Raw genomic sequence first — 22,862 nt, forward strand, 5'->3', positions numbered from 1 at the left:
TCCGCAGGCTCGCTCAAAACATCTTGACCGCTCACCCCCTCGACAAACCTATCGCAAGCAAAATGCGCAGAGCCAACTGGAGCAAAGACTTCTTCTATGAGCTCTTTACTCATATGCGATAGCCCTAGGGGGCAGGGGGAGCGACAACGACCATCTCCATCTCCCTCACCCCCTCAGTTGGTTGCCCTTGAGGGCAATGGCTTTGTTGATGCGGTTGAAGATGGCGGCGAGGCTGAGATTGATGGCAAGAAACCCTGCCATCAGGATGCCGATCGCCTCCAGCGTCTGGCCGGAATGGTTGATGGTCAGCGCCACGATCATGAAGAAGTCGGTGAAGCCGACGGCAATGCCCATCGTGGTTGCCTTCATCAGCCAGACATACTGGTTGGCGAGGATGGGCAGCATGGCGCGCAGCGCGAGAGGCAGCCTGACCAGCGTGAAGACGCGCCACGGGCTGAGCCCAAGGGACTGCGCGGCCTCCATCTGGCCTTTGCCGACTGCCTTGAAGCCGCCGCGCACGATCTCGGCAATGTAGGAGCCGCCATAGATGGCAATGGCGATAGCCAGCGCGGAGAACTCCGGTGGAATGCGCAGGCCCCCCCTGAGATTGAGGCCTTGCAAGGCAGGGAAGTCAAGCAGTGGCAGGTCCGGCAGTCGACCGAGCGCCAGGATGACGGCGGCGGTGGCCAGCGCCGTCGCTGCCGCGGCCAGTTGAATGCCGAGCCGCTCGCCAACCGGTCGATCGAGGCGCGACGTCCGGCCCAACCAGACCGGAAGGGCGATTGCCGCGATCACGGCAAGTATCGCTGCGGCCAGCGCCATTGCGCCGACGTTGGGGACCGGCACATAGAGGCCGCGGCTGGTCAGCAGCATGCCGAAGGCCTCATGCGCGGCGCGCGGCGTCGGCAGATGCGTGATGACCGCGTACCAGAAGAAGACCTGGAGGATCAGCGGGATGTTGCGGAAGATGTCGACATAGGTGCGGCCGAGCAGCCGCGCCAGCTCGTTCGAGGAGGTCCGCGCCAGGCCGACGATCGTGCCGACGATCGTTGCCAGGATCAGCCCGGTGCTTCCCAGGAACAGTGTGTTGACGATGCCGATGAGGAAGTACCACCAATACGGATCGTTGGCGGTGGCCGGCAGCAGCGAGAAGTTCACATCCCAGCCCGTCGACTTGTAGAGGAAGTCGAAGCCGGAGGTGATGCCTTGCTCAGCGAGGTTGCGCCTGGCGATCATCACGCAGGCAAGGACCATCGCGGCAAGCGAGCCGACGTAAAGGACCTGCACCAGCGCGTTGCGGACCTTCTGATTTCTCAGCAGGCTGACCATCAGCATCGTTCCCGAATTGGCGCCGGCTCCGCCGGGCAGGCAGCCGGGCGGAGCTCAAAGCGGATGCGTTAAGAACGGATCAGTCGATCACCAAGGGGATCAATCGATCACCAAGGGGATCAATCGATCACCAGCGGGAACAGGACGCCGCCATTGTTCCAAAGGTTGGTCAACTCGCGATCCATCTTGTAGGGCGAGTCCTTGCCGAGATCGCGCTCGAAGATCTCGCCGTAATTGCCGACCTTTTTGATGACGTTGTAGGCCCAGTCGTCGGAAAGCCCGAGGCCCTTGCCCATGCCCGGCGTGACGCCGAGGAATTTGGCCACCTGCGGCGAGGTCGGCTTGGCCTTGATCTCGTCGACATTCTTGGAGGTGATGCCTTCCTGCTCGGCGAAGATCAGGGTGCTGAGCGTCCAGTTGGCGATATCGACCCAATTGTCGTCGCCCTGCCGCATGATCATGACTTCGGGCTCGACGGCGAGCACGTCGGGCAGGATGACATGGTCCTCGACCTTGCTCTTGGCGATGCGGGCAATGGCGAGCGTCGGACCCCATTGCGCATAGAGATCGCAGCGGCCGGAAAAATAGGCCTGTTCGAGTTCTTCGGTCTTTTCGATCAGCACAGGCTCGAGCTTGATGCCGAGCTCGGCACTATAGGCCGCGACCTGCTGCTCCTGGGATGTGCCGGCGGGGATGCAGATCGTGCCGCCATTGGCGTCCTTGAGCGACTTCAGGTTGAGCTCCTTATGCGCCATCACCTTGGTCGTGCCGAGGTAGTAGGACATCGAGAACTGCAGGCCGAGCTCGGTGTCGCGGCTGAGCGTGCCGCCGGACGCCTTGATGATGATGTCGACATCGCCCGACTGGAGCGACGGCCAGCGCTGCGCCCAGCTGATCGGAACGACCTTCAGCTTTGCCGGGTCGCCGAACACGGCGGTCGCCACCGCCTTGCAAAGGTCGATGTCCATGCCTTTCCAGTTGCCCTTGTCGTCGACCTCGGCGAAGCCGAGATAGGAGCCGTCATGGCCGGTGCAGTTGAGCACGCCACGCGCCTTCACGGCTTCAAGCGTCTTGCCGCCGGCGGCTTGCGCCGGCGCTGCCAGATGAACGAGGCCCAGGGCCATGGCGGCGGCCCCCCATTTGATCATTTTCACGTTTGTTGTCTCCACTGTTGAGGTTGTTGCGTTTCTTGTTGTTGGAGCCCCGCAAGACGGCTTTCGGGACCCGGTCTCAAAGCCGCTTCTCAGTCGGAAAGCGGGGTCGGTTTCGGCAAGGAGATCTTGAGGTCGCTCCGCCAATCCTCCTGGGCCAGCCATCGATGGAGCGCCGCCACCGCCTTCACGCGCAGATGCCCGCGCGGGACGACGAGATAGAAACCGGGGATTTCCTCCGGCCTCATATCGGCAATGGCGTCCCGGCCGATCGGCGCGACCAGCGCGCCGGAGCGGAAATCCTCCTCGGCGTCGATGACGGAAACCAGGCCGACGCCGATGCCTTGCAGGGTCGCCCGGCGCATGGTCGCCGCGTCGTCGAAGCTGATGCTGCGGTCGCCATCCGTCAGCTCGACGCCAAGGTGTCGCAATATGTCCGGCCACAGGCGCTTCGACTTGACGGTGTCGAGCAGCGTGAAGCGCTTCAGGTCATGCGCCGACTTGATCTTTTCGCCGATCGCCGGCGTGCAGCAGATGATCTTCGGGTCCGGCACCAAGAGCGTGGTCTCGTAGTCGGGCCAGTTGCCGTAGCCCCACTGCACCGTCATATCGATGTCGTCGCGCCCGAAGTCCGGCAGGTCGACCATGGTGGTCAGGCGCAAATCGGCGCCCGGCAGGATCTCGCGGAACAGCGAAAGCCGCGGCAGCAGATAGTGCGTGGCGAAATACGGGCTCGCATTGAGGTTGATCCGGTCGCGGTAATTCGACTTGGTGACCCGGCGGACGCCCTCGGAGAATTCGTCGAAGCCTGCCTTGACGTAGTGTGACAGCAGAATGGCGGATTCGGTCAGTTCGATCGAACGGCCCTTGCGCTCGAACAGCGTGACCTGAAGCGTGTCTTCCAGGAGCTTGATCTGCTGTCCGACTGCCTGAGGTGTCACCAGGAGCTCGTCGGCGGCCTGCCGGAAGCTCTTGTGCTGCACGACGGCGTGGAAGACGCGCAGCGCGTTGAGCGAAGGAAGGCGAAGCTTGCCGGTCATGGTGAATTCCGCCTCCTTTCGTTTGAGACTCCGTCGATCATGCACTGCCAAATGTCAGCCACCCGGCTGACGAAGTTGGTTTATGCGTAGATGTAACCACCTGAAACGATGACGTTTTCGCCCGTCATGTAGGTGTTCTTGGGTCCGCCGGTCATGAGCACCCACTCGGCGATTTCGGTCGGCTCGGCGCCACGGCCGAGCGGGCTTGCCTTGGCAAGCTCATCGAGGAAGCCGAGGGCCTTTGCCTTCTCGGTGGCCATGCCGGCGGGCGCGACGGAATTCACCAGGATGCCGTCCTTGGCGACGTGATGGGCAAAGGAACGCGTCAGGCTGACCACGGCAGCCTTGGTGGCCGCGTAATGCGCGTTCTGCGGATGCGCCTTGAAGGCGTCGACGGATGTCAGGTTGACGATGCGGCCGCGCACATGGGCTTTCGGATCCTGCGCCTGCATGTGGCGAACCGCGGCCACCATCATGTGGTAGGTGCCCTTGATGTTGATGCCGTTGGAGGCGTCCCAATCGGCGTCGGTGATGTCGAGCAGCGGGCGGCGCGGATAGATCGCGGCGCAGTTGATCAGCGTGTCGACGCGTCCGAGCTTGGCTACGATCGCGTCGAAGGCGGCTTGGCATTGAGGGCCGACCTGGATATCGCAAGCCGCAGCCGCGACCGGCAGGCCCTTGGCCTTCGCCGGTTCGAGCGCAGCCTCGGCGGCCTCCTGGTTGATGTCGATGATGCCGATCTTTGCCGCCCCGGCTTCCACGGCCATGCGGGCGAGAAGGGCGCCGAGGCCTGCGCCACCGCCAACGATCAGAACGGAAAGGTCCTTCATTCCAGTTTTCCTTACTTGGTGCCGCTCGGCGAGGTCGGCCATGTCGGCATGATGTCGAGACGGGTCACGTCGGCCCATGCAGGGAGCGCGAGCACGCCGACGACCATCCTGGCCACGTCATCCGGCTGCACCACTTTTGCGGCGTACATGGCCGCGCGCGCATCGGCGTCGAGAATGTCCTTGTAGAGCTGCGTCTCGACGCGGCCGGCGACGATCTCGGTGACGCGTATGCCGAACTGGGAGAGGTCGGCACGCAGCGCGGCGGCAAAGCCGGAGATCGCCGCCTTGGTGGCCGAATAGACGGCAATGTTGGAAAATGCCGCGTGGCCCGCGACCGAGCCGGTGAACAGGATATGTCCCGATTGCCGCTCGCGCATCTTTGGTACGACGAGGCGGGTGAGCAGGATCGCGGCGCTGAGATTCACCTCCAGCGTGGTGTCGATGTCGGCGATCTTCATGTCGGCGAAATTGCCGAGCGGCGGCATCATGCCGGCATTGTTGATCAGCACATCGATGGTGAGATCCGCCAGCACCGATTCCAGCGCTTCGCGGTCGGTGACGTCGACGGCGATCGGCACGATGCCGGGACGTTCGGCCTGCAGCTCCTTGAGTGCGGCCTTGCTGCGGCCGACCGCGTACACGTCGTAGCCGGCGTCGCACAAGGCGATCGCCATGGCTCGCCCTATGCCGCTCGTTGCACCTGTGATGAAGGCTGTCGTCACCTGGGCTTCCCTGATTGCTTGATGCTCAGTCTGCGGCTTGGGCCGATGCCGCGAAACCAAGAAAAGCAGCAAAAAGGAAAGATAAACTTTCGAAACGCATTTGCGATGCTCGAAATGTTCCACGCCGCCCACGCGATTTCTGCGGCCACAAATCAAAGAAAAACAATACCTTCGGAGCACCAGGAAAGGTGTTTCGCTATCCAGCGGAGCAAAAACATGGCTTTCGCAACCGCCTGGCCGGCTGCTTTCGGCCTGGGCGCTCAGGATGGCAAGTCGCCGAACCTATCCGCCTGTCGATAGCGGCCTCTTCAACCTGGTGAAGAGCGAGGCCGCGGCGGCCTTTTGCTCGGCGTCCGTCGCCTCGACGCCGGAGGCTTTGGCCAGGGCGCGCACGCGTCCCAGGCTGTTATGCAGATGCTTGCGCATGGCTTGGCGGGCCTTGCCGCCATCCTGCCTTTCGATGGCGTCGACGATGGCTTTGTGCTCGCTGTGGATGCGCGCGTAATAGCTGTCCTTGAGACCAGGCTCGACCACGTAGCCGAGCTGGAAACGCGGCACGATCATCGGGCCGAGATAGGCGAGGAAGCCGTGGATGAATTCGTTGCGCGCTGCCTTGGCGATCGCGAGATGGAAATCGTAGTCGTAGTGGATCTGGACCGCGGCGGGATCCGCCTGCTGGGCGTCGATGTCATCCATCATCGCCCGGATGTCGCTGGCTTCCTTGTCGGTGCGGCGTTCGGCGCAGAGCCCGGCGGATTCCACTTCGACGCTCAATCTGAGTTCGAGCAAGGCGATGGTTTCCGGCAGCGTGCGCAGCGCCTCGTCGGGGATCGAGAAATTGCGCGGCACCGGCGTTTCGCTGACGAACATGCCGCGTCCCTGCTGCGGCACCACCATGCCCTCCGAGCGCAGCCGCGCCACCGCTTCGCGCACGACGGTACGGCTGACATCGTATTCGGCGCAAAGCTCCACCTCGGTCGGCAATTGCGCGCCAGGCTGCAACTGTCCGGAGCTGATCTTTTCGGCCAGGCTCTCCGCCACCACGGTGGAAAGCGGCTTGCGCTTCGTCATTTACATCCTTCCGTTCAAGTTCAGGTTCGGGCCGTTCAAGTTCAGATCCGGGATGATGCCCGAACCGGCAAGACCATTCAAACCGCCGCCGTGACGATGAGTTCGAGCAGCTTTCCGGGTTTGGCCATCCGTCCCTCGCCGGACGAGCGCGCCGGCGCATGCTGCTTCGGCATCCAGGCATCCCACACCGTGTTGACCTCGTCGAAATCGCGCACATCGTCCAGCCACATCTGGACGTGAAGGATGCGGGTCTTGTCCGTCCCGGCCTTGGCGAGCAGCGCATCGATCTTGCCGAGCACCTCGCGCATCTGGTCGGCCGCGGACTGGCCGGGGCGAGCGACCTGGCCGGTCAAATAGAGCGTGCCGTTGTGGATGACCCCGTGATGGATGCGGGTGTCGAAATCGAAGCGCTGGATATCGCTCACGGGATGCCTCTCAGATTGCCGGTTTCGGCCGGATGGGATTGCCTTGCAAATATTGCGCGTAGGGCGCCTGGACGAGCCAGCCGGCATCGACCGGAAGCGTGACGCCGGTGATCGACGCGGCGCGGTCGGAGCAGAGGAACAAGGCCGCCTCGGCGACATCGCGTGGCTCGACGAAACGGCGCAGCGCGGTGGTGGCCTGTATGGCTTGCGGGTTGCGCTCGCCCTTCTCGATCTTTGCTTTAAGTCCGTCCGATAGCGTGTAGCCGGGCGCCACGGCGTTGACGCGAACCCCATGCGGGCCAAGCTCGGCCGCCAGCATCTGCGTGAGCGCCAGAACCGCATGCTTTGCGGGTGTGTAGGCCGGGAGCGACAGCGGCGCGAAAGAGGCAAGCGAGCCGACATTGAGGATCGCGCCGCGCCCGGCGGCCGACATCAGCCGGCCGAACACCTGGCAGCCAAGCAGCGTGCCGCGATAGTTGATGCGCCACATCTGCTCGTCTTCGGCAAGATCCTGGTCCAGCACGTGCTTGCCGCTCTGCAGGATGCCGGCGCAATTGACCACGACGTGGGGTGTGCCGAATGCGTCTACCACATCTGCAGCCAGAGCCTCGACAGAGGCGGGGTTGCCGACATCGGTCTGCATGAAGAGGGCGCGTGGCGCGCCTGCACCCTCGCAGGCGCTGGCCGTCTCCTTGCCTCGGACGGCGTCGCGGCCAGCGACGACCACCTGATAGCCATCCTCGGCGAAGCGTTCGGCCATTGCGCGTCCGATGCCGGACGTGCCGCCGATGACGACGGCGGTCTTCGCATCAGCCATTGCGGCGATCCTTGCGCTCGATGTCGAAGAATTCGGCCATGGCCTCGACCTGGAAGTCCATCATCGGCCGTCCGGGCTGGATGCGGCAGCCGATCGCTTTCGCGGCCTTGAGTAGCGGCGTCTCGGCCGGCTCCATGATGATGTCGACGACCGTCATGTTCGGGGTCAGCTTGCTCACATCCATCGGCAGCGGGTCGCTGGCTTTCAGGCCGGCCGGCGTAGCGTTGATCGCCATATCCATGCCGGACGGATCGGGTTCTCCGACCTCGATACGGCAATTGGGGAACAACTTGTTGACCAGCGAAGCGAGTTTTTGTGAGCGTTCCTTGTCGACATCGGTCAGACGGATCTCGGCCGCGCCTTCCTCGGCTAGGCAATAGGTCAGGGAGGAGCCCGCGCCGCCGGCGCCGACCTGGAGGATGCGCTTGCCGGCGATCTTATGCCCGCCCGCCTTCAGCCCATCGATGAAGCCGACGCCATCGAAATTGTCGGCATACCAGGTGCCGTCGGCCTGCCGGCGCACCGAGTTGGCGCTTTGCACGCGAGCGGCACGGTCATGAGCCGCCGCGCATTTGTGATAGACCGGGACCTTGTAGGGCACCGAGATGATCACGCCCCGGATGTTCTCGGCCGCCGTGATGCCGGCCCAGAAAGTGTCGAAATCCTCCGGGCGGCAGCTCAGCGGTACCATCAGGCTGTCGAGCCCCTTCTGCTCGAAGATTTCATTGAAGACTCCGGGGCTCTTCGCATGGCCCACGGGATGGGCCAGCATGACGAAGATGTCGGCCTTGCCGGTTCCGCGCATCGGTTATTCCTTTCTGTTTGACAGTTCGTGATCATTCAGGATTTCAAGGGCCCGCACCAAGCCCGATGAAGCCGATTTTCATGCGCAGCTCCCATTTGGGGTTCGAGCCGTCTTGCAGCTCAAGCGAGCCATATGATATAGGACATCATACAAATTTCAATCCGCCTTTTCCACGGAGATCGATCGCAAAATGCAGGAGCGCGTCAATTCGTTGAAGGCGGCCGTACAGGTCGGCCGGCCGCACATCGGCATCTGGTGCTCGCTGGCCTCGGCGCTGACCACCGAGGTGGTGGCTGGCTCCGGAGCGGGCTGGCTGCTGATCGACGGCGAGCACAGCCCGAACGATCTGCGCAGCATCATGGCGCAGCTTCAGGTCGCGGCGGCGTTTCCCTGCGAGGCGGTCGTGCGCCTGCCGTCGGACGATGCCAATTTGATCAAGCAGGCACTGGATGTCGGCGCCCGGAGCCTGATGATCCCCAATGTGCGCACAGCGGGGCAGGCACGCGCGATCGTGGCCGCGGCGACCTATGCTCCGGGCGGCTTCCGCGGCTTCTCGGTCGGCCACCGCGCCAACGCCTTCGGTCGCATCGCCGGCTATCACGCCAAGGCGCGCGAGCAGCAGCTTCTGGCCGTTCAGATCGAGGACGAGACCGGCGTGGCCAATGCGGCCGAAATCGCAGCGGTGGATGGCGTAGACGTCCTGTTTGTGGGGCCGGGCGACCTTTCGACGAACATGAGCGCAATGGGCAATCCCGGTGCGACGCATGTGCAGGACGCGATATCGTCCGTATGCAAGGCCGCAGCTTCGGCAGGCAAGGCGAGCGGCATCCTGGCTCCCATGAAGGCCGACGCGGACCGTTATCTCGCGGACGGCTTCACCATGGTCGCCGTCGGGTCGGACCTCGGCCTGCTGGCGCGGGGCTCGGATGCCCTGATCGCCTCGTTCAATCAGTAGAGCGGAGAACAGCCGTGGCTATCCCCCCTTACAAGGCACCTTCGCGCAGCGCCTATGACATTGTCATCGTCGGCGGCGCGGTCGTCGGCTCATCGACGGCCTACTGGCTGAGCCAGGCGCTGGGCAGCGGCGCCTCGATCCTCGTGGTCGAGCGTGACTCAAGCTACGAATTCTCCTCGACGGCGCTCTCCACCAGCGCCATCCGCCAGCAATATTCCAATCCGATCAATGTGAAGATCAGCCAGTTCGGCATCGAGATCATCCGCGGCTTCCAGGAGCGAATGGCCCCATTCTACAAGGACGAGCCTGCCCCCGATCTCGGCTTCAAGGAACATGGATATCTCTATTGCTGCTCGCCCGAAGGCGTGGAAGCGGCCAAGGAACGGGTCGATCTGCAGCGCAGCCTCGGTGCCCACACCGTCTTCCTCGAACCAGGCCCGCTGAAGCAACGCTTCCCATGGCTGAACGTCGATGATCTCGGCGGCGGCTCCTGGGGTTCCCGTGAGGAGGGCTGGTTCGATTCCATGGGCATGCTCAACGGGTTCCGCCGCGCCGCACGTGGCAGCGGCGTCGAATATATCGACAATGCGGTGACCGGATTGGAAGTGGTCGATGGGCGGGTGGTCTCCGCCCGCCTCGCGACGGGCGAGACGGTTTCTTGCGGTACGCTGGTCAATGCCGCCGGCCCGAGAGCGCAGCAGGTGGCCGGCATGGCCGGCCTCTCCATCCCGGTCGCGCCCTACAAGCGCTACAGCTTCGTCTTTGCCAGCGCCAATCCGATCCCCGGACGGATGCCCAATGTCATCGACCTTTCCGGCACCTTCGTGCGGCCGGAAGGTGAGCTTTTCCTCACCGGCAACACGCCGCAGGGCGATGGACCGGCCGATTACGACGATTTCGAAATGCATTTCGAGGAGTTCGACGACTATATCTGGCCGGCGCTATGGCACCGTATTCCGGCTTTCGACGCGCTGAAGGTGCAAACCAGCTGGACCGGCCATTACGAATACAACATGCTCGACCACAACGGCATTGTCGGCTTTCATCCCGAGGTGACGAACTTCATGTTCGCCAATGGCTTCTCGGGCCACGGCCTGCAGCAGTCGCCGGCTGTCGGCCGGGCGGTGTCGGAGCTGATTGTTCACGGCGCCTTCCAGACGCTTGACCTGTCGCCCTTCTGCTACGAGCGCGTCCCGCGCAACGAGCCGTTCCTCGAAGAAGCGGTGATCTAGTGGCACTGCACAGGGATTTTGACCGGTTGGCTCTCTGTTTGCGTTGGCAGGTGGCATGCCTTGGAGATTGGCCGAAACGCCCACTCCATCGTCATTCTAGGGCGGAGCGGGAAGCGAAGCGTACCGCGTAGACCCTAGAATCCATGCCGTGGCCTTGATCGAAGGCGCTGCGGAGCAAAATCTGCACCGCAGCAACGCTTCCAAGTCACGGCATGGATTCTATGGTCTGCGCGCGTCGCTTCGCTCCTTGCTCCGCCATAGAATGACGACGTTGAGGCGGCTTCAACCAATCTCCGGCGTTTGCCCTGATTTCACGGAAATGAACGGAAAATCTTGCACGAAGACAAACGGCAACCTTTCAAAATCCCTGTGTCGGGGAAACTAGGGCCATTCCAGCAAAAGTGCGCAGCGATTTCCGTTCGGAATTGCGTAAAACAAAGAGTTAGAGGCCACCGCCGATCGCCGGGTTTCGAGCGGGTCGGCGGCCTCGGATCGACGGGCTCAGGCCGCGTATCTCGCCATCACGGGCTGCCTTGACCACTGGGCGTACCAGGTGTCGAACAGCCTGAGCTGCTGCTCGGCATAGCCGCGCTGGCTGTCGCTCAGTGCATCGGTCTCGTTGAAGTGCAGCCCGTATTCCGGGTCACCCTTGAGCACCATCATGTGCTTGAAATAGAGCACCAGGTCCGGGCCCTCGTCGAAGGAAGACAGCACGGCGAACGCGGCATCCAGCTCCAGCGCCAGCCGGCGCGCTTCGGCATCGCCCTTCGCCGCCGCCTGGCTGAGACCAACCAGATGCAGCACTTCCTTCGGCAGCACATTGCCGATGCCGGTGATGGCGCCCGACGCCCCGCAATTGACGAAACCGTGGAAGACAGCGGTGTCGACGCCGATCATCAGCGCGACCTCATCGTCGCGGCTGGTGATGTTTTCCGCCGCGTAGCGCAAATCCGACGGGCCGCCGAATTCCTTGAAGCCGACAAGGTTCGGATGTTCGGCGCGCAGCGCGAAGAAGAGATCGGCGCGGGTGGCAAAGCCGTAATAGGGGCTGTTGTAGATGACGGCCGGCAGATCGGGGGCCGCGGTTAGGATTGCCTTGAAGTGGTGGCGCTGCGCCGTCACCGAGGGCCCGCGCGATAAAACGCGCGGGATCACCATCAGGCCCCGTGCGCCGACCTTTTGCGCGTGCGCGGCGTGCGCCACGGCACTAGCCGTGTTGACCGCGCCGGTGCCGACGATCACCGGCACGCCGGCCTTGACCAGGCGCTCGACGCCCTCCATGCGCTGCGCGTCGCTCAGCAGCGGCCAGTCGCCCATCGAGCCGCAATAGACGACAGCCGACATGCCGGCAGCGATCAGCTCGCGACCCTTGCGCACCAGCGCGTCGAAGTCGGGAAGCCGGTCATCGGTGCAAGGCGTCATCAGCGCCGGCATGCAGCCGGAAAAAACATTGGCGGTCATTTCGAATTCTCCTTGAGGCTGGCACGCAGATTGGCCAGTTTGTCCCGCAAAGAACCGCTTGCCAAGCGGATAGTCGCGGTCACAGGGAGTATCCATGCGTACCAAAGCCAGCATTCGCGTCGTCGGCTGCCATGCCGAGGGGGAGATCGGCGACGTCATCGTGGGCGGCGTGCTGCCGCCGGCAGGCCGCACGATGATGGAAAAGATGATCACGATGGAACGCGACCACGACCATATAAGGCGCATGCTGATCTGCGAGCCGCGCGGCAGCGTTGCCCGACACGTCAACCTCCTGGTGCCCGCGACGCGCGAGGATTGCGCCGCGGGCGCCATCATCATGGAGCCGACGGAATACCCGCCAATGTCCGGCTCCAACACGATCTGCGTCGCCACCGTGCTGCTCGAGACCGGGATGGTGCCGATGCAAGAGCCCGAGACGCGCTTCAAATTGGACATGCCGGGCGGCGTCATCGAGGTGCGCGCCGAATGCCGTGACGGCAAATGCCTTGCGATTACCTTGCGCAACGCGCCGGCCTTTGCCGAGCGCCTCGACGCCGATATCGAGGTGGAGGGACTTGGCACGCTGAAGGTGGATATCGCCTATGGCGGCATGTTCTACGCGATCGTCGATGCCAAGGCGCTCGGCTTCTCGGTCACGCCCGACGAGGCCCGCGAACTCGCCGTCATCGGCGAAAAGGTCCGACGCGCGGCGCGCGAGCAGCTCGATGTCGTCCATCCGGAGTTCGACAATGTGCGCGGTGTGTCGATCGTGCAGTTCGCCATGCCGTTCCAGGGGCCGGGCAACGTTACGCGCAACACCTGCATCGTCTCGCCCGGACGCTCGGACCGCAGCCCGACGGGAACCGGCACCTCGGCCCGCATGGCCGTGCTGCAGGCCCGCGGCTTGATGAAGGCTGGCGAGGTGCTGATCCATGAATCGATCATCGGCTCGCGCTTTACCGGCAAGATACTCGAGCTCACCGAAATCGCCGGTCGCAAGGCGATCGTACCGCAGATCACCGGCCGAGCCTGGATCACAGGCGAGCACAATTACTATCTCGATCCGACGGATCCTTATCCGCAAGGTTATGTGCTGTCGGACACCTGGGGCACCTCGACCTCGGTGACGCAATAGAAGTTTTTGCAACGCCGTCGCCGGGTCACCCAAGCGCCCGGACGCTTTGAGCTCAAGCGAGGGCATCGCGCTTGCATATGCTCAGCGGACCTTGCAGGGAGGCGCCTGCTCTGATTCCCTGCGCTTGGTGGGGATCGCCTGATTCGTGTGCTCGTTGCTCCAGTTCCGCATGATCGTGCGGCGGAGCAGCAGGTGCTTTCGTAGAAAGATGAGAAAATGACCGCCAAGCCGGAAATCCTGGAGATGAGGCCCAAGATCACCGTTATCGGGGTCGGTGGCGCTGGCGGAAACGCCGTCAACAACATGATCGCCGAAGGCTTGCAGGGCGTCGAGTTCGTCGTGGCCAACACCGACGCCCAGGCGCTCACCATGTCGAAGTCGTCGCGGCTGATCCAGTTGGGTGCGCATGTGACCGAGGGCCTGGGCGCCGGATCCTTGCCCCAGGTCGGAAGTGCTGCCGCGGAGGAATCCATCGACGAGATCATGGATCATCTGGCGGGAACGCATATGTGCTTCATCACCGCCGGCATGGGCGGCGGCACGGGGACCGGCGCTGCGCCCGTGATTGCGCGCGCCGCGCGCGACGCCGGCATCTTGACGGTGGCCGTCGTCACCAAGCCCTTCGTCTTCGAAGGCAAGCGCAGGACCCAGGCCGCCGAGGAAGGCATAGAGCGCCTTCGCGAAAGCGCCGACACCGTGATCGTCATCCCGAACCAGAACCTCTTCAGGGTTGCCGACGCCCGGACCACGTTCGCCGACGCCTTCGCCATGGCGGACCGTGTTCTCTATGCGGGTGTCGGCTGCATCACGGATCTCATCGTCAAAGAAGGCCTGATCAATCTCGATTTCGCCGATGTGAAGTCGGTGATGCGGGACATGGGCCGAGCAATGATGGGAACCGGCGAGGCCTCAGGAGAGGGGCGTGCAAGGATCGCGGCCGAGGCGGCGATCGCCAATCCGCTCCTCGACGAGGCCTCGATGTCTGGCGCCAGGGGGCTGCTGGTGTCGATCTGCGGCGGATTGGACATGACGCTGTTCGAGGTCGATGAAGCGGCGACACGGATAAGGGAAGAAGTCGACGCCGATGCCGACATCATCGTCGGCGCCATCTTCGACCAGGCATTGGCGGGCAAGTTCCGCGTGTCGGTCGTCGCGACGGGTCTGCGAAAAAGCGCGGAAATAGCTCAGTTCGAGCAGAGGATCGCCTGAAGCTGCCGCGATTTCGGCCGCGCCGGTTCCCGATGGCGCGGTGCCATCGGCCGATGCCTGCTTCCGGTAGGGATAAATCCCGGACGGCCACATGCGTCGGCCAGCGCACTTCCACGTCGCTTCGTCGCTAGCTTTCAGGGCGCGGCATCCCGTCATCGCGTCTGTCCATATTGGACAAATTGACCGACCTGTTCGGCAGGAGTCGATTTAAGTTCCGCCGGCGAGGAGTAGATTAGCAACATTCGCTGAAGCGTCGCGCTTGCCCGGGAGGACTATCTTGCTCTTTGCCGTCCATTGTCTCGACCATGCCGATGCGCTTCCGCGCCGGCTCGCCAATTATGATGCCCACAAGGCTTATCTTGCCGGCGGCTCGGTCGCGACCGTGATCTCCGGGCCGCTGGTCGCGGCGGACGGCACAACCATGATCGGCTCGCTCTTCGTCTTTTCCGCGGACAGCATCGAGGAGGTGAAGGCGTTCAACGCTGCCGATCCGTTCAATGCCGCCAATGTCTGGCAAAGCGTCAGCATCAATCCCTTCCTGTTGCGCGTCGACAATCGCGGCTGACGAGGGAGGATCGCAAATGAAAAGCTTCGTCTACAACGGCCAGCCGGCACGCGTCGTCTTCGGATCGGGCACGATCGCAAGGCTGCCGGAGGAGATCGACCGGCTGGGGCTGAAACGCGTGCTCGTGCTTGCAACGCCGCCGCAGGAGACCAAGGCCCGGCGTCTTGCCGGATCGCTCGGCGGCATAGCGGCCGGTGTCTATGCCGGGGCGACGATGCATACGCCCGTGTCGGTGACCGAGGACGCCCTGCGGGTCGTGGCGGAGCTTAAGGCCGACGGGCTGGTTGCGGTCGGCGGAGGCTCCACGACGGGCCTCGCCAAGGCAATCGCATTGCGCACCGACCTGCCGCAGATCGTGATGCCGACGACCTATGCAGGCTCGGAAATGACGCCGATCCTCGGCGAGACGAAGGATGGCGTGAAAGTCACCCAATCGAGCTCGAGGGTGCTGCCGGAAGTGGTCATCTACGACGTCGACCTGACGATGACGCTTCCTGTTTCCTTGTCCGGAACAAGCGGCATGAACGCCATCGCCCATGCCGTCGAGGCACTCTATGCCAGGGAAAGCAACCCGGTGATCAACCTCATGGCGACCGAGGCCATCGGCGCATTGGCGAGCGCCTTGCCAGTCATCGCCGAGAAGCCGCATGACCGCGATGCCCGCTCCGAGGCGCTCTACGGCGCCTGGCTGTGCGGCATCTGCCTTGGGTCGGTCGGCATGGCGCTGCACCACAAGCTTTGCCATACCCTCGGCGGCAGTTTCGATCTGCCGCACGCCGAGACCCATACGATCGTGCTGCCGCATGCGCTAGCCTATAACGCCCCAGCCGTTCCGGCCGTCATGCAGACCCTTCGGGCCTTGCTGAAGGCGGACGATCCTGCGAGAGCTTTCTACGATCTCGCCGGCCGGATAGGCGCCAGGCGCGCCCTGTCGGAGATAGGCATGCCGCGCGACGGGATCGACATCGCGACGGACCGCGCGCTGGCCAATCCCTACTGGAACCCGCGGTCGCTGGAGCGGGAACCGATCCGGAGCCTTATCGCCCGCGCCTATGCCGGCGAACCGCCGCAGGCCTGAGAACCCAAACATCTCTGGAGGAGTTATCGCCATGACCGGCCCCTCGGACGCTGCCCGACCGAAATATCCCTATTTCGAGGAAAAGACCTCGGTCGAGGTGGTCAATGCGCGCATGGGACCGGATGTCGATCCGCGCTTGCGACAGGTCATGGGCGTGCTGGTGAAACATCTGCACGCCGCCATCAAGGAGATCGAGCCGACACATGAGGAATGGCTGCAAGGCATCAAGTTCCTCACCGAAGTCGGCAAGACGTGCTCCGACTGGCGGCAGGAATTCATCCTTCTTTCCGATACGCTCGGGGTCTCGATGCTTGTCGACGCCATCAATCACCGGCGCCCGAACGGCGCCACGGAAAACACCATCCTTGGCCCGTTTTATGTGCCCGAAGCCCCGCGCTTCAGCGGTGTCGACTGACGCTTAATCGGTCTGGATCCAGACCGACTTCGTCTCGAGATACTCGTGCAGATGCTCGACGCCGCCTTCGCGGCCATAGCCGGACATCTTCATGCCGCCGAACGGCACCGCCGGGTCGATGGCGTGGTACATGTTGACCCAGACCGAGCCGGCCTTGATGCGGCGGGCGAGCTTGTGCGCCATGCCGAGATTGGTGGTGAAGATACCTGCCGCCAGGCCGTAGGGTGTGGCGTTGGCCCGCGTGACGGCCTCATCCAGCGTGTCGAAGGGCATGGCCGAGATGACCGGCCCGAAGATTTCTTCCCGCGCGATGGTCATCTTGTCCGACACCGCGCCGAAGACGGTCGGCGCGATGAAGTTGCCGCCGTCATAGAGCTTGCCCGTCAGCCTTGAGCCGCCGGCAACCAGTCGGGCGCCCTCATCGCTGCCCGCCTTGATGTAGTCTTCGACCTTGCCGGCCTGTCTTGCGTTGATCAGCGGTCCGATTTCCGTTTCCGCCTCGATGCCGTGGCCGATGCGCAGCTTGCCGGCGAACTCGGCGACCCTGCGCACGAACTCGTCATGGATCTCGCGCGCCACGAACAGGCGCGAGCCGGCGATGCAGATCTGGCCCGAATGCACGAACACCGCCATCGCCGCGATCGGTACGGCCTTCTCGATATCGGCGTCGCGGCAGACGATGATCGGTGACTTGCCGCCGAGCTCCAGCGAAACGCGCTTGAGGTTGGTGACACCGGCGCGGGCGATCGCCTGGCCTGTCAGCGTCGAGCCGGTGAAGACGATCTTGTTGACATCCGGATGTTCGGCAAGCCGCGCACCGGCCTCGGCGCCGGTTCCGGTGACGATGTTGACGACACCGTCGGGCACGCCGGCCTCCTGCATCAGCCGCGCGATCAAGAGCGGCGTCAGCGACGCATCCTCCGACGGCTTCAGCACGATGGTGCAGCCGGTGGCCAGAGCCGGCGCGATCTTCCAGATCGAGGCGGCGGTGGGCGCGTTCCACGGGATGATCGCGCCGACGACGCCGACCGGCTCGCGTCGGGTGAAGGTGACGATCTCGCCGGGGATCGAATTGTCGATCGCCTCGCCGTGCAGGGCGGTCGCCATGCCGCCATAGAAGCGCAGCATGCCGATGACGCGGCGCCGGTTGGCGAGCGTTCGGGTGATCGGCAGCCCCATGTCGAGCGTGTCGGAGACGCTGAGCTCTTCCCAATGCTTCTCGAACAGGTCGGCGATCCTCAGCAGCACGCATTGCCGTTCATAAGGCGAGAATTTCGACCAGGGGCCTTCGAAAGCCGCGCGCGCCGCGGCCACGGCCGCGTCGATATCGGCGGCCGAACCGCGCGGCACCGTCGCCAGCACTTCGCCCGTCGCCGGGTTCAGCGCCTGCATCACCTCACCAGACTGCGCCGCGACCCACTTGCCGCCGATGAACATCGGCCGGAATTCGCCATGGTAGAGCGTGGTGGCCTTCGCCCTCGGGTCGAAGTTCAGCGTCATCGTCTCCTCCTCACGAATTCCGACGCGACTATTACTCCTGGTGCGGGCCAAAGCCAAAGGGCGTTCAGATAATCGGACTGTGCAACGCGCGCCGCCGCAGTCGAAGTGGTGAAGGAGGCATTTGGGCCAAGCTGCCCTCGCCGCTCTGCTCGGCTCGGTGCAGGGACAGGCCGGCGTCGAGCGGGTTCCTGGATGTCTTGCTTGAGGAAATCGCAAGCGGCCTGAAGCTTTGCGGGATACCAGGTTTTCAGCAAGTCGGCCCGGACCTGATTGCTTCGGCGGGCTAGCCGGCGCGGTTCGATCGCGCCGTCCGCACAGTTTTGCGAGGCGCAAGGTTGCGCGAGTGCTGCCCGGCGGTTATGCCGGATCGAGATTTCCTGACGAGAGACAGAACGGATGAAGGTCGTTTCCATCTCCAAATCGCATGGCGGCCTCCAGGGCGTCTATTTGCATGCTTCCGAGGTTTGCGCCTGCGACATGACCTTCGCCGCTTTCGTGCCGCCCCAGGCCAAGGACGGGCACTTGCCGGTTCTGTGGTACCTGTCGGGCCTTACCTGCACACACGCAAACGTCATGGACAAGGGTGAATACCGGTGCCTGGCATCCGAGCTCGGGCTCGTCATCGTTTGTCCCGATACCAGCCCGCGCGGAGCCGACATTCCCGACGAGAAGGACAACTGGCAGTTCGGCTGCGGCGCTGGTTTTTACCTCGATGCGACCGAGCAGCCCTATGCGAAGAACTATCGCATGTACTCCTACCTCACCGAGGAATTGCCGGCGCTCGTCGCCGCGAACTTCCCGGTCGACACGTCGCGCCAGGCGATCTTCGGCCATTCGATGGGCGGACATGGCGCGCTGACGATCGCGCTGAAGAACCCGGAGCGCTACCGAAGCTGCTCGGCTTTCGCGCCGATCGTGCAACCCTCGACGGCCGGCTGGTCGCGGCCGGCCTTCGAGAAGTATCTCGGATCGGACGAAAAAAGCTGGCGCGCCTACGACACGACGCTTTTGATCGAGGATGGCAAGCGCTTCCCGGAATTCCTTGTCGACCAGGGCACGGCCGACGGCTTCCTGCAGGACGGTCTTCGGCCATGGCTGCTCGAAGAGGCCTGCAAGACGGCAGGCATCGATCTCACCTTGCGCATGCAGGAAGGCTACGACCATTCCTACAACTTCATCTCGACCTTCATGGACGATCATCTGAAGTGGCATGCCCGCCACCTTGGGTGATGTCGTAAAAGTGCGCGTGCCCGACGCGGTCCTGTCGCATCCGCAGGGCTGAACAGGTTCCGTAAGAACCGGGTTCAATCCCCCGACATGCCAGTCGCCGCCAATCTAGGATGCCCGCATCAGCTTGCCATAGCGTTTGATCAGGCGGTCGCGCTTCAAGCGCGACAGCCTGTGTGTCCAGAAGAGCCCGTCGAACTGATCGATCTCGTGCTGGTGGCAGGCTGCCAGCAGACCCTCGGCGTCCTCGAACTGCTCCTTGCCCTCGAGATCCTGATAGCGAACGCGTATGCGGGCATGTCGCTCGATGTCCTCCGTGACACCGGGCATCGAGACACTGCCTTTCGTATGGCGGATCATTTCGGTCGAGGCCTGGATAATCGACGGATTTACATAGATCCCAGATTTAGAGGCCGAAGGCAGTTGGATCGCAATCACACGTTTCAACGCGGCGAGGTTGAAAGCTCTCGGACGGATCTCAGTTGTGTCCGCGACCAATTAGGCAGGAACGATCTCGGCGCTGACGCATTTTGCTTCGCGTCAACAGCCGAGGGACTCGATGCGCATAGCCCATGTCGCGCCGCTTTACGAATCCGTGCCGCCGAAACTTTATGGTGGAACCGAGCGGATCGTCTTCTACATCACCGAAGCACTCGTCGAGCTCGGACACGATGTGACGCTGTTCGCGAGCGGCGACAGTGAGACGTCGGCGCGGCTGGTGCCAGGGCGCGACCAGGCGATACGCCTCGACCCGCGGCCGAAGAAATCGGAGATCGCCGCGCATCTGGCCATGCTTGCAGATGTGCGCGAACGCGCCGGCGAATTCGACGTCATCCATTTCCATCTCAGCCACTTCCTGCATTTTCCGTTCTTCGAGCAGATCGCGAGGCGGACAGTCACGACCCCGCATGGCCGGCTCGACTATGTCGACCTGGCGCCGGCCTATAAACGCTTCCCGCGCTTCCCGATGATCTCGATTTCGCACAGCCAGAAGCGCGGCTTGCCAGATGCGAACTGGCTCGCCACGATCCATCACGGACTGCCGCTCGATGCCTACGGGCCTACCTATGAGCCGGAGCCGAAAGAGCCGTATCTCGCCTTCCTCGGGCGCCTGTCGCGCGACAAGCGGCCGGACCGCGCCATCGAGATCGCGCGCCGGTCCGGGTTGAAGCTGAAGCTGGCGGCCAAGATCGGCGACGACGACCGCGCCTATTTTCAAGACAACATCGAGGCGCTCATCGATGGCGACCGCATCGACTATGTCGGCGAGATCATGGAAAACGAGAAGGCGGAGTTCCTCGGCAATGCGGCAGGCCTTCTGTTTCCCATCGACTGGCCGGAGCCGTTCGGCCTCGTCGCGATCGAGGCCATGGCCTGCGGCACACCGGTGATTGCCTGGAACCGCGGCGCGCTGCCGGAGATCGTCGACAATGGCGTCACCGGCTTCGTCGTGGATAATGTGGACGATGCGGTCGCGTCGGTGCCCGCGCTTCTCGGTCTCGACCGGCGGCAGGTGAGGGCGGTTTTCGAGACAAGGTTCTCGGCGACGAGAATGGCGCGCGACTATCTTGCTGCCTATATGCGCCTGACCGGCATGCCGGAGGCCAAGGCCTCTTGACCCTCACTGCCTTGGGCGGGGCAAAACGAAGAGGTGACGAATGACGGAGCTCGACGAGCGCAAGCTCGATCCTGCGGTGGCCCTTTCCTCGCTCGACGAAACGGCGCCGCGGGAGCCGCACCGGCTTTTTGCGCTGAAGCAGGGCGACTGCTTCGCCGTCGTCGATGCCTATGGCGACATCAGGGGCTCGGGCGATGGTTTTTTCCGCGACGACACGCGCGTGCTGTCGGAATTCCGGCTGACCATCGGCGGCAGGCAGATGTCGTTGCTCGGCGCCTCGCTCAGCCAGGACAATGTGCTGTTCACGTCCAACCTGACCAACCTGCCGATCCAAAGCGCCGGCGGCCGCGATATCCCGCAGGGCGCGATCCATATCGAACGGGTGAGGCTGATCTGGCAGGACAGGCTGTTCGAGCGGATCACGCTTTCCAACTACAGCCGCGAGCATTCGACCGTCACCGTCTCGCTGCATTTCGCCGCCGACTTTCGCGACATGTTCGAGGTGCGCGGCTCGACGCGGGTGAGGCGCGGCACGACGCATGTCGCCAAGACCGACAAGACCTCCGTGCTACTTGGCTATGACGGCCTGGACGGTTTGCCGCGGCTTTCCGCAATCTCGTTTTCGCAGGCGCCCGACCAGTTGAGCGACAATCGCGCCGATTTCCTCATCGCGGTGACCAAGCGCAGTCAAAAAGTGCTCTATATCGAAGTTGGCCCCGACGTCGCGGACGCGCCCGACCGCGACCGTTTCCGCGCCGCGGCGGCTCGGGCCCGCTTCGGCATGCGCGCCAAGCGCAGGCATGGCGCCACGGTGCACAGCTCCGGCCGCGTCTTCAACGATTGGGTCGAGCGCGCCCGCGCCGATGTGGCTCTGCTCACCACCGAGCTTTCGACCGGGCCTTATCCCTATGCCGGTATCCCATGGTTCTCGACGGCGTTCGGCCGCGACGGCGTGATCTCGAGCCTGCAGATGCTGTGGCTCAATCCGGGACTGGCGCGCGGCGTGCTGGCTTTTCTCGCCGAGCATCAGGCGACCGAGACCTCGCCCTTCAGCGATTCCCAGCCCGGCAAGATCATGCATGAGACGCGCAAGGGCGAGATGGCGGCGCTGCGCGAGCTTCCCTTCGGCCGCTACTACGGCGGCGTCGACACCACGCCGCTCTACATCCATCTCGCCTCGGCCTATGCCGAACGTACCGGCGACATGGCCTTCATCGACAAATTGTGGCCTTCGCTCAAGGCCGCCGCCGAATGGACGGAGGAGGCGAGCCGCGCCACCGGCTTCGTCACCTACCAGCGCGCCGCCGAGTCCGGCCTTGCCAACCAGGGCTGGAAGGACAGCTTCGATTCGGTCTTCCACGCCGACGGGCGCATTCCCAAGGGGCCGATCGCGCTGGTCGAGGTGCAGGGCTATGTCTTTGCCGCCTTCCGTGGCCTGGCGGCACTCGCGCGCCGCCGCGGCGAATTCGCGGACGCCGAGCATTGGGAAAACCGCGCCGAGGAAATGCGGGTCGCGGTGGAACGGGATTTCTGGCTGGACGACATGAATTTCTACGCTTTAGCCATCGATGGCGAGGGCCAGCCATGCAAGGTGCGAACATCAAATGCCGGGCACCTGCTTTTCGTCGGGCTGCCGCAGCCCGAGCGCGCCAGGCTGGTGGCCGAGCAGTTGCTGTCAGCCTCCTTCCATTCCGGTTGGGGACTGAGGACGCTCGCCGACGACGCGGTATTTTTCAACCCGATGTCCTATCACAACGGGTCGATCTGGCCGCATGATACGGCGCTTTGCGGCGTGGGCCTGGCGCGTTACGGGGAACGCGACAGCGTGGTGCGGCTGATGAGCGGCACGTTCGAGTCGGCCGTGCATTTCAACATGCGGCTGCCGGAACTGTTTTGCGGCTTTACCCGCGCGCCCGGCGAGGCGCCGATCGCCTATCCCGTCGCCTGCCTGCCGCAGGCCTGGTCGGCAGGCTCCGCCTTCATGCTGATGCAGGCGTGCCTGGGCCTGGAGATCGATGGCTGGGAAGGCGAATTGCATGTCACGCGCCCAAGGCTGCCGATCGGTATCGACACGCTCACGCTCCGGCATCTCTCCGTCGGCGACAAGGCGGTCGATCTCACCTTCCAGCGGGTCGGCGACCGGGTCGTGGCCTTCCTGTCCGACCGGCACGAGGGCCAGGTGCCGCTGATCGTTCGCACGTGAGCGGAGTTCTGCGAGTAGCGTTCAACAATCGAAAAATGTCGGAACCGGTTGCCCCGTTTGTGCGTTGCACGCTC

At 63.7% G+C, this 22,862-nt stretch carries 20 protein-coding genes and 2 pseudogenes; 10 read left to right on the plus strand and 12 right to left on the minus strand.

From position 1 onward, the window contains the following. Positions 1 to 165: 165 nt before the first annotated feature. The 9 genes from RFM98_RS13245 to RFM98_RS13285 form a co-directional block, all read right to left on the minus strand. Complete coding sequence (locus RFM98_RS13245) at positions 166 to 1,329, minus strand: ABC transporter permease subunit (RefSeq protein ID WP_320309294.1); 1,164 nt, start codon at positions 1,327 to 1,329, stop codon at positions 166 to 168. A 119-nt stretch (positions 1,330 to 1,448) separates the two neighbouring features. After that, positions 1,449 to 2,477: an amino acid ABC transporter substrate-binding protein gene (locus tag RFM98_RS13250; RefSeq protein WP_320309593.1), complete on the minus strand. Its 1,029-nt coding sequence runs from the start codon at positions 2,475 to 2,477 to the stop codon at positions 1,449 to 1,451. A 95-nt stretch (positions 2,478 to 2,572) separates the two neighbouring features. After that, positions 2,573 to 3,520: a LysR substrate-binding domain-containing protein gene (locus RFM98_RS13255; RefSeq protein ID WP_320309295.1), complete on the minus strand. Its 948-nt coding sequence runs from the start codon at positions 3,518 to 3,520 to the stop codon at positions 2,573 to 2,575. Between the two features lie 80 nt (positions 3,521 to 3,600). Beyond that, positions 3,601 to 4,350 (minus strand): SDR family NAD(P)-dependent oxidoreductase, encoded by a 750-nt coding sequence (locus tag RFM98_RS13260; protein ID WP_320309296.1) that lies wholly within the window; start codon positions 4,348 to 4,350, stop codon positions 3,601 to 3,603. A gap of 11 nt (positions 4,351 to 4,361) precedes the next feature. Beyond that, positions 4,362 to 5,072 (minus strand): SDR family oxidoreductase, encoded by a 711-nt coding sequence (locus tag RFM98_RS13265; protein WP_320309297.1) that lies wholly within the window; start codon positions 5,070 to 5,072, stop codon positions 4,362 to 4,364. A 282-nt stretch (positions 5,073 to 5,354) separates the two neighbouring features. Continuing rightward, positions 5,355 to 6,143, minus strand: coding sequence for a FadR/GntR family transcriptional regulator (locus tag RFM98_RS13270; protein WP_320309298.1), 789 nt, complete (start codon positions 6,141 to 6,143; stop codon positions 5,355 to 5,357). 77 nt (positions 6,144 to 6,220) lie between these two features. Beyond that, positions 6,221 to 6,568, minus strand: coding sequence for a RidA family protein (locus RFM98_RS13275; RefSeq protein ID WP_320309299.1), 348 nt, complete (start codon positions 6,566 to 6,568; stop codon positions 6,221 to 6,223). Between the two features lie 10 nt (positions 6,569 to 6,578). Continuing rightward, positions 6,579 to 7,385 (minus strand): SDR family NAD(P)-dependent oxidoreductase, encoded by an 807-nt coding sequence (locus tag RFM98_RS13280; RefSeq protein WP_320309300.1) that lies wholly within the window; start codon positions 7,383 to 7,385, stop codon positions 6,579 to 6,581. Next, a complete protein-coding gene (locus RFM98_RS13285) occupies positions 7,378 to 8,190 on the minus strand; it encodes a shikimate dehydrogenase family protein (RefSeq protein WP_320309301.1) in 813 nt (270 codons plus the stop codon). Before RFM98_RS13285 ends, RFM98_RS13280 begins: the two co-directional genes overlap by 8 nt. A gap of 190 nt (positions 8,191 to 8,380) precedes the next feature. Between RFM98_RS13285 and RFM98_RS13290 the strand changes: the two genes are divergently transcribed. Both RFM98_RS13290 and RFM98_RS13295 read left to right on the plus strand, forming a co-directional pair. Then, on the plus strand, positions 8,381 to 9,145 hold the full coding sequence (locus tag RFM98_RS13290) for an HpcH/HpaI aldolase family protein (RefSeq protein ID WP_320309302.1): 765 nt from the start codon (positions 8,381 to 8,383) through the stop codon (positions 9,143 to 9,145). A gap of 14 nt (positions 9,146 to 9,159) precedes the next feature. Then, positions 9,160 to 10,377, plus strand: a complete 1,218-nt coding sequence (locus RFM98_RS13295; RefSeq protein ID WP_320309303.1) for an NAD(P)/FAD-dependent oxidoreductase — start codon at positions 9,160 to 9,162, stop codon at positions 10,375 to 10,377. Between the two features lie 501 nt (positions 10,378 to 10,878). Here the strand turns inward: RFM98_RS13295 and RFM98_RS13300 are convergent. After that, positions 10,879 to 11,838, minus strand: a complete 960-nt coding sequence (locus RFM98_RS13300; protein ID WP_320309304.1) for a dihydrodipicolinate synthase family protein — start codon at positions 11,836 to 11,838, stop codon at positions 10,879 to 10,881. Between the two features lie 94 nt (positions 11,839 to 11,932). Here RFM98_RS13300 and RFM98_RS13305 point away from each other — a divergent pair, with 94 nt between their 5' ends. The 5 genes and pseudogenes from RFM98_RS13305 to RFM98_RS13325 all read left to right on the plus strand — a co-directional run. Continuing rightward, on the plus strand, positions 11,933 to 12,973 hold the full coding sequence (locus RFM98_RS13305; RefSeq protein ID WP_320309305.1) for a proline racemase family protein: 1,041 nt from the start codon (positions 11,933 to 11,935) through the stop codon (positions 12,971 to 12,973). Positions 12,974 to 13,189: 216 nt separating this feature from the next. Next, positions 13,190 to 14,182 carry a cell division protein FtsZ gene (ftsZ, locus tag RFM98_RS13310; protein ID WP_320309306.1) on the plus strand — a complete coding sequence of 331 codons (993 nt, stop codon included), beginning with the start codon at positions 13,190 to 13,192 and terminating at the stop codon, positions 14,180 to 14,182. Positions 14,183 to 14,459: 277 nt separating this feature from the next. Next, positions 14,460 to 14,747 carry a YciI family protein gene (locus RFM98_RS13315; RefSeq protein ID WP_320309307.1) on the plus strand — a complete coding sequence of 96 codons (288 nt, stop codon included), beginning with the start codon at positions 14,460 to 14,462 and terminating at the stop codon, positions 14,745 to 14,747. 16 nt (positions 14,748 to 14,763) lie between these two features. After that, complete coding sequence (locus tag RFM98_RS13320) at positions 14,764 to 15,825, plus strand: maleylacetate reductase (RefSeq protein WP_320309308.1); 1,062 nt, start codon at positions 14,764 to 14,766, stop codon at positions 15,823 to 15,825. A gap of 31 nt (positions 15,826 to 15,856) precedes the next feature. Next, positions 15,857 to 16,219: pseudogene (locus tag RFM98_RS13325) on the plus strand (dioxygenase); the annotation flags it as partial. Positions 16,220 to 16,243: 24 nt separating this feature from the next. Here RFM98_RS13325 and RFM98_RS13330 read toward each other — a convergent pair. Further along, positions 16,244 to 17,740, minus strand: coding sequence for an aldehyde dehydrogenase family protein (locus RFM98_RS13330; RefSeq protein WP_320309309.1), 1,497 nt, complete (start codon positions 17,738 to 17,740; stop codon positions 16,244 to 16,246). 396 nt (positions 17,741 to 18,136) lie between these two features. On the opposite strand from RFM98_RS13330, the gene fghA reads away from it, so the two are divergent. Further along, positions 18,137 to 18,970, plus strand: a complete 834-nt coding sequence (fghA, locus tag RFM98_RS13335; RefSeq protein WP_320309310.1) for an S-formylglutathione hydrolase — start codon at positions 18,137 to 18,139, stop codon at positions 18,968 to 18,970. 105 nt (positions 18,971 to 19,075) lie between these two features. Here the strand turns inward: fghA and RFM98_RS13340 are convergent. After that, positions 19,076 to 19,411: pseudogene (locus RFM98_RS13340) on the minus strand (peptide deformylase); the annotation flags it as partial. 115 nt (positions 19,412 to 19,526) lie between these two features. Here RFM98_RS13340 and RFM98_RS13345 point away from each other — a divergent pair. Then, positions 19,527 to 20,585, plus strand: coding sequence for a glycosyltransferase family 4 protein (locus RFM98_RS13345; RefSeq protein ID WP_320309311.1), 1,059 nt, complete (start codon positions 19,527 to 19,529; stop codon positions 20,583 to 20,585). Positions 20,586 to 20,625: 40 nt separating this feature from the next. Beyond that, the gene (locus tag RFM98_RS13350; RefSeq protein WP_320309312.1) at positions 20,626 to 22,788 is read left to right on the plus strand and encodes an amylo-alpha-1,6-glucosidase; all 2,163 of its coding nucleotides are present in this window, start codon (positions 20,626 to 20,628) and stop codon (positions 22,786 to 22,788) included. Positions 22,789 to 22,862 lie beyond the last annotated feature (74 nt).

Source organism: Mesorhizobium australafricanum (assembly GCF_033977265.1).
GTDB lineage: Bacteria > Pseudomonadota > Alphaproteobacteria > Rhizobiales > Rhizobiaceae > Mesorhizobium > Mesorhizobium australafricanum.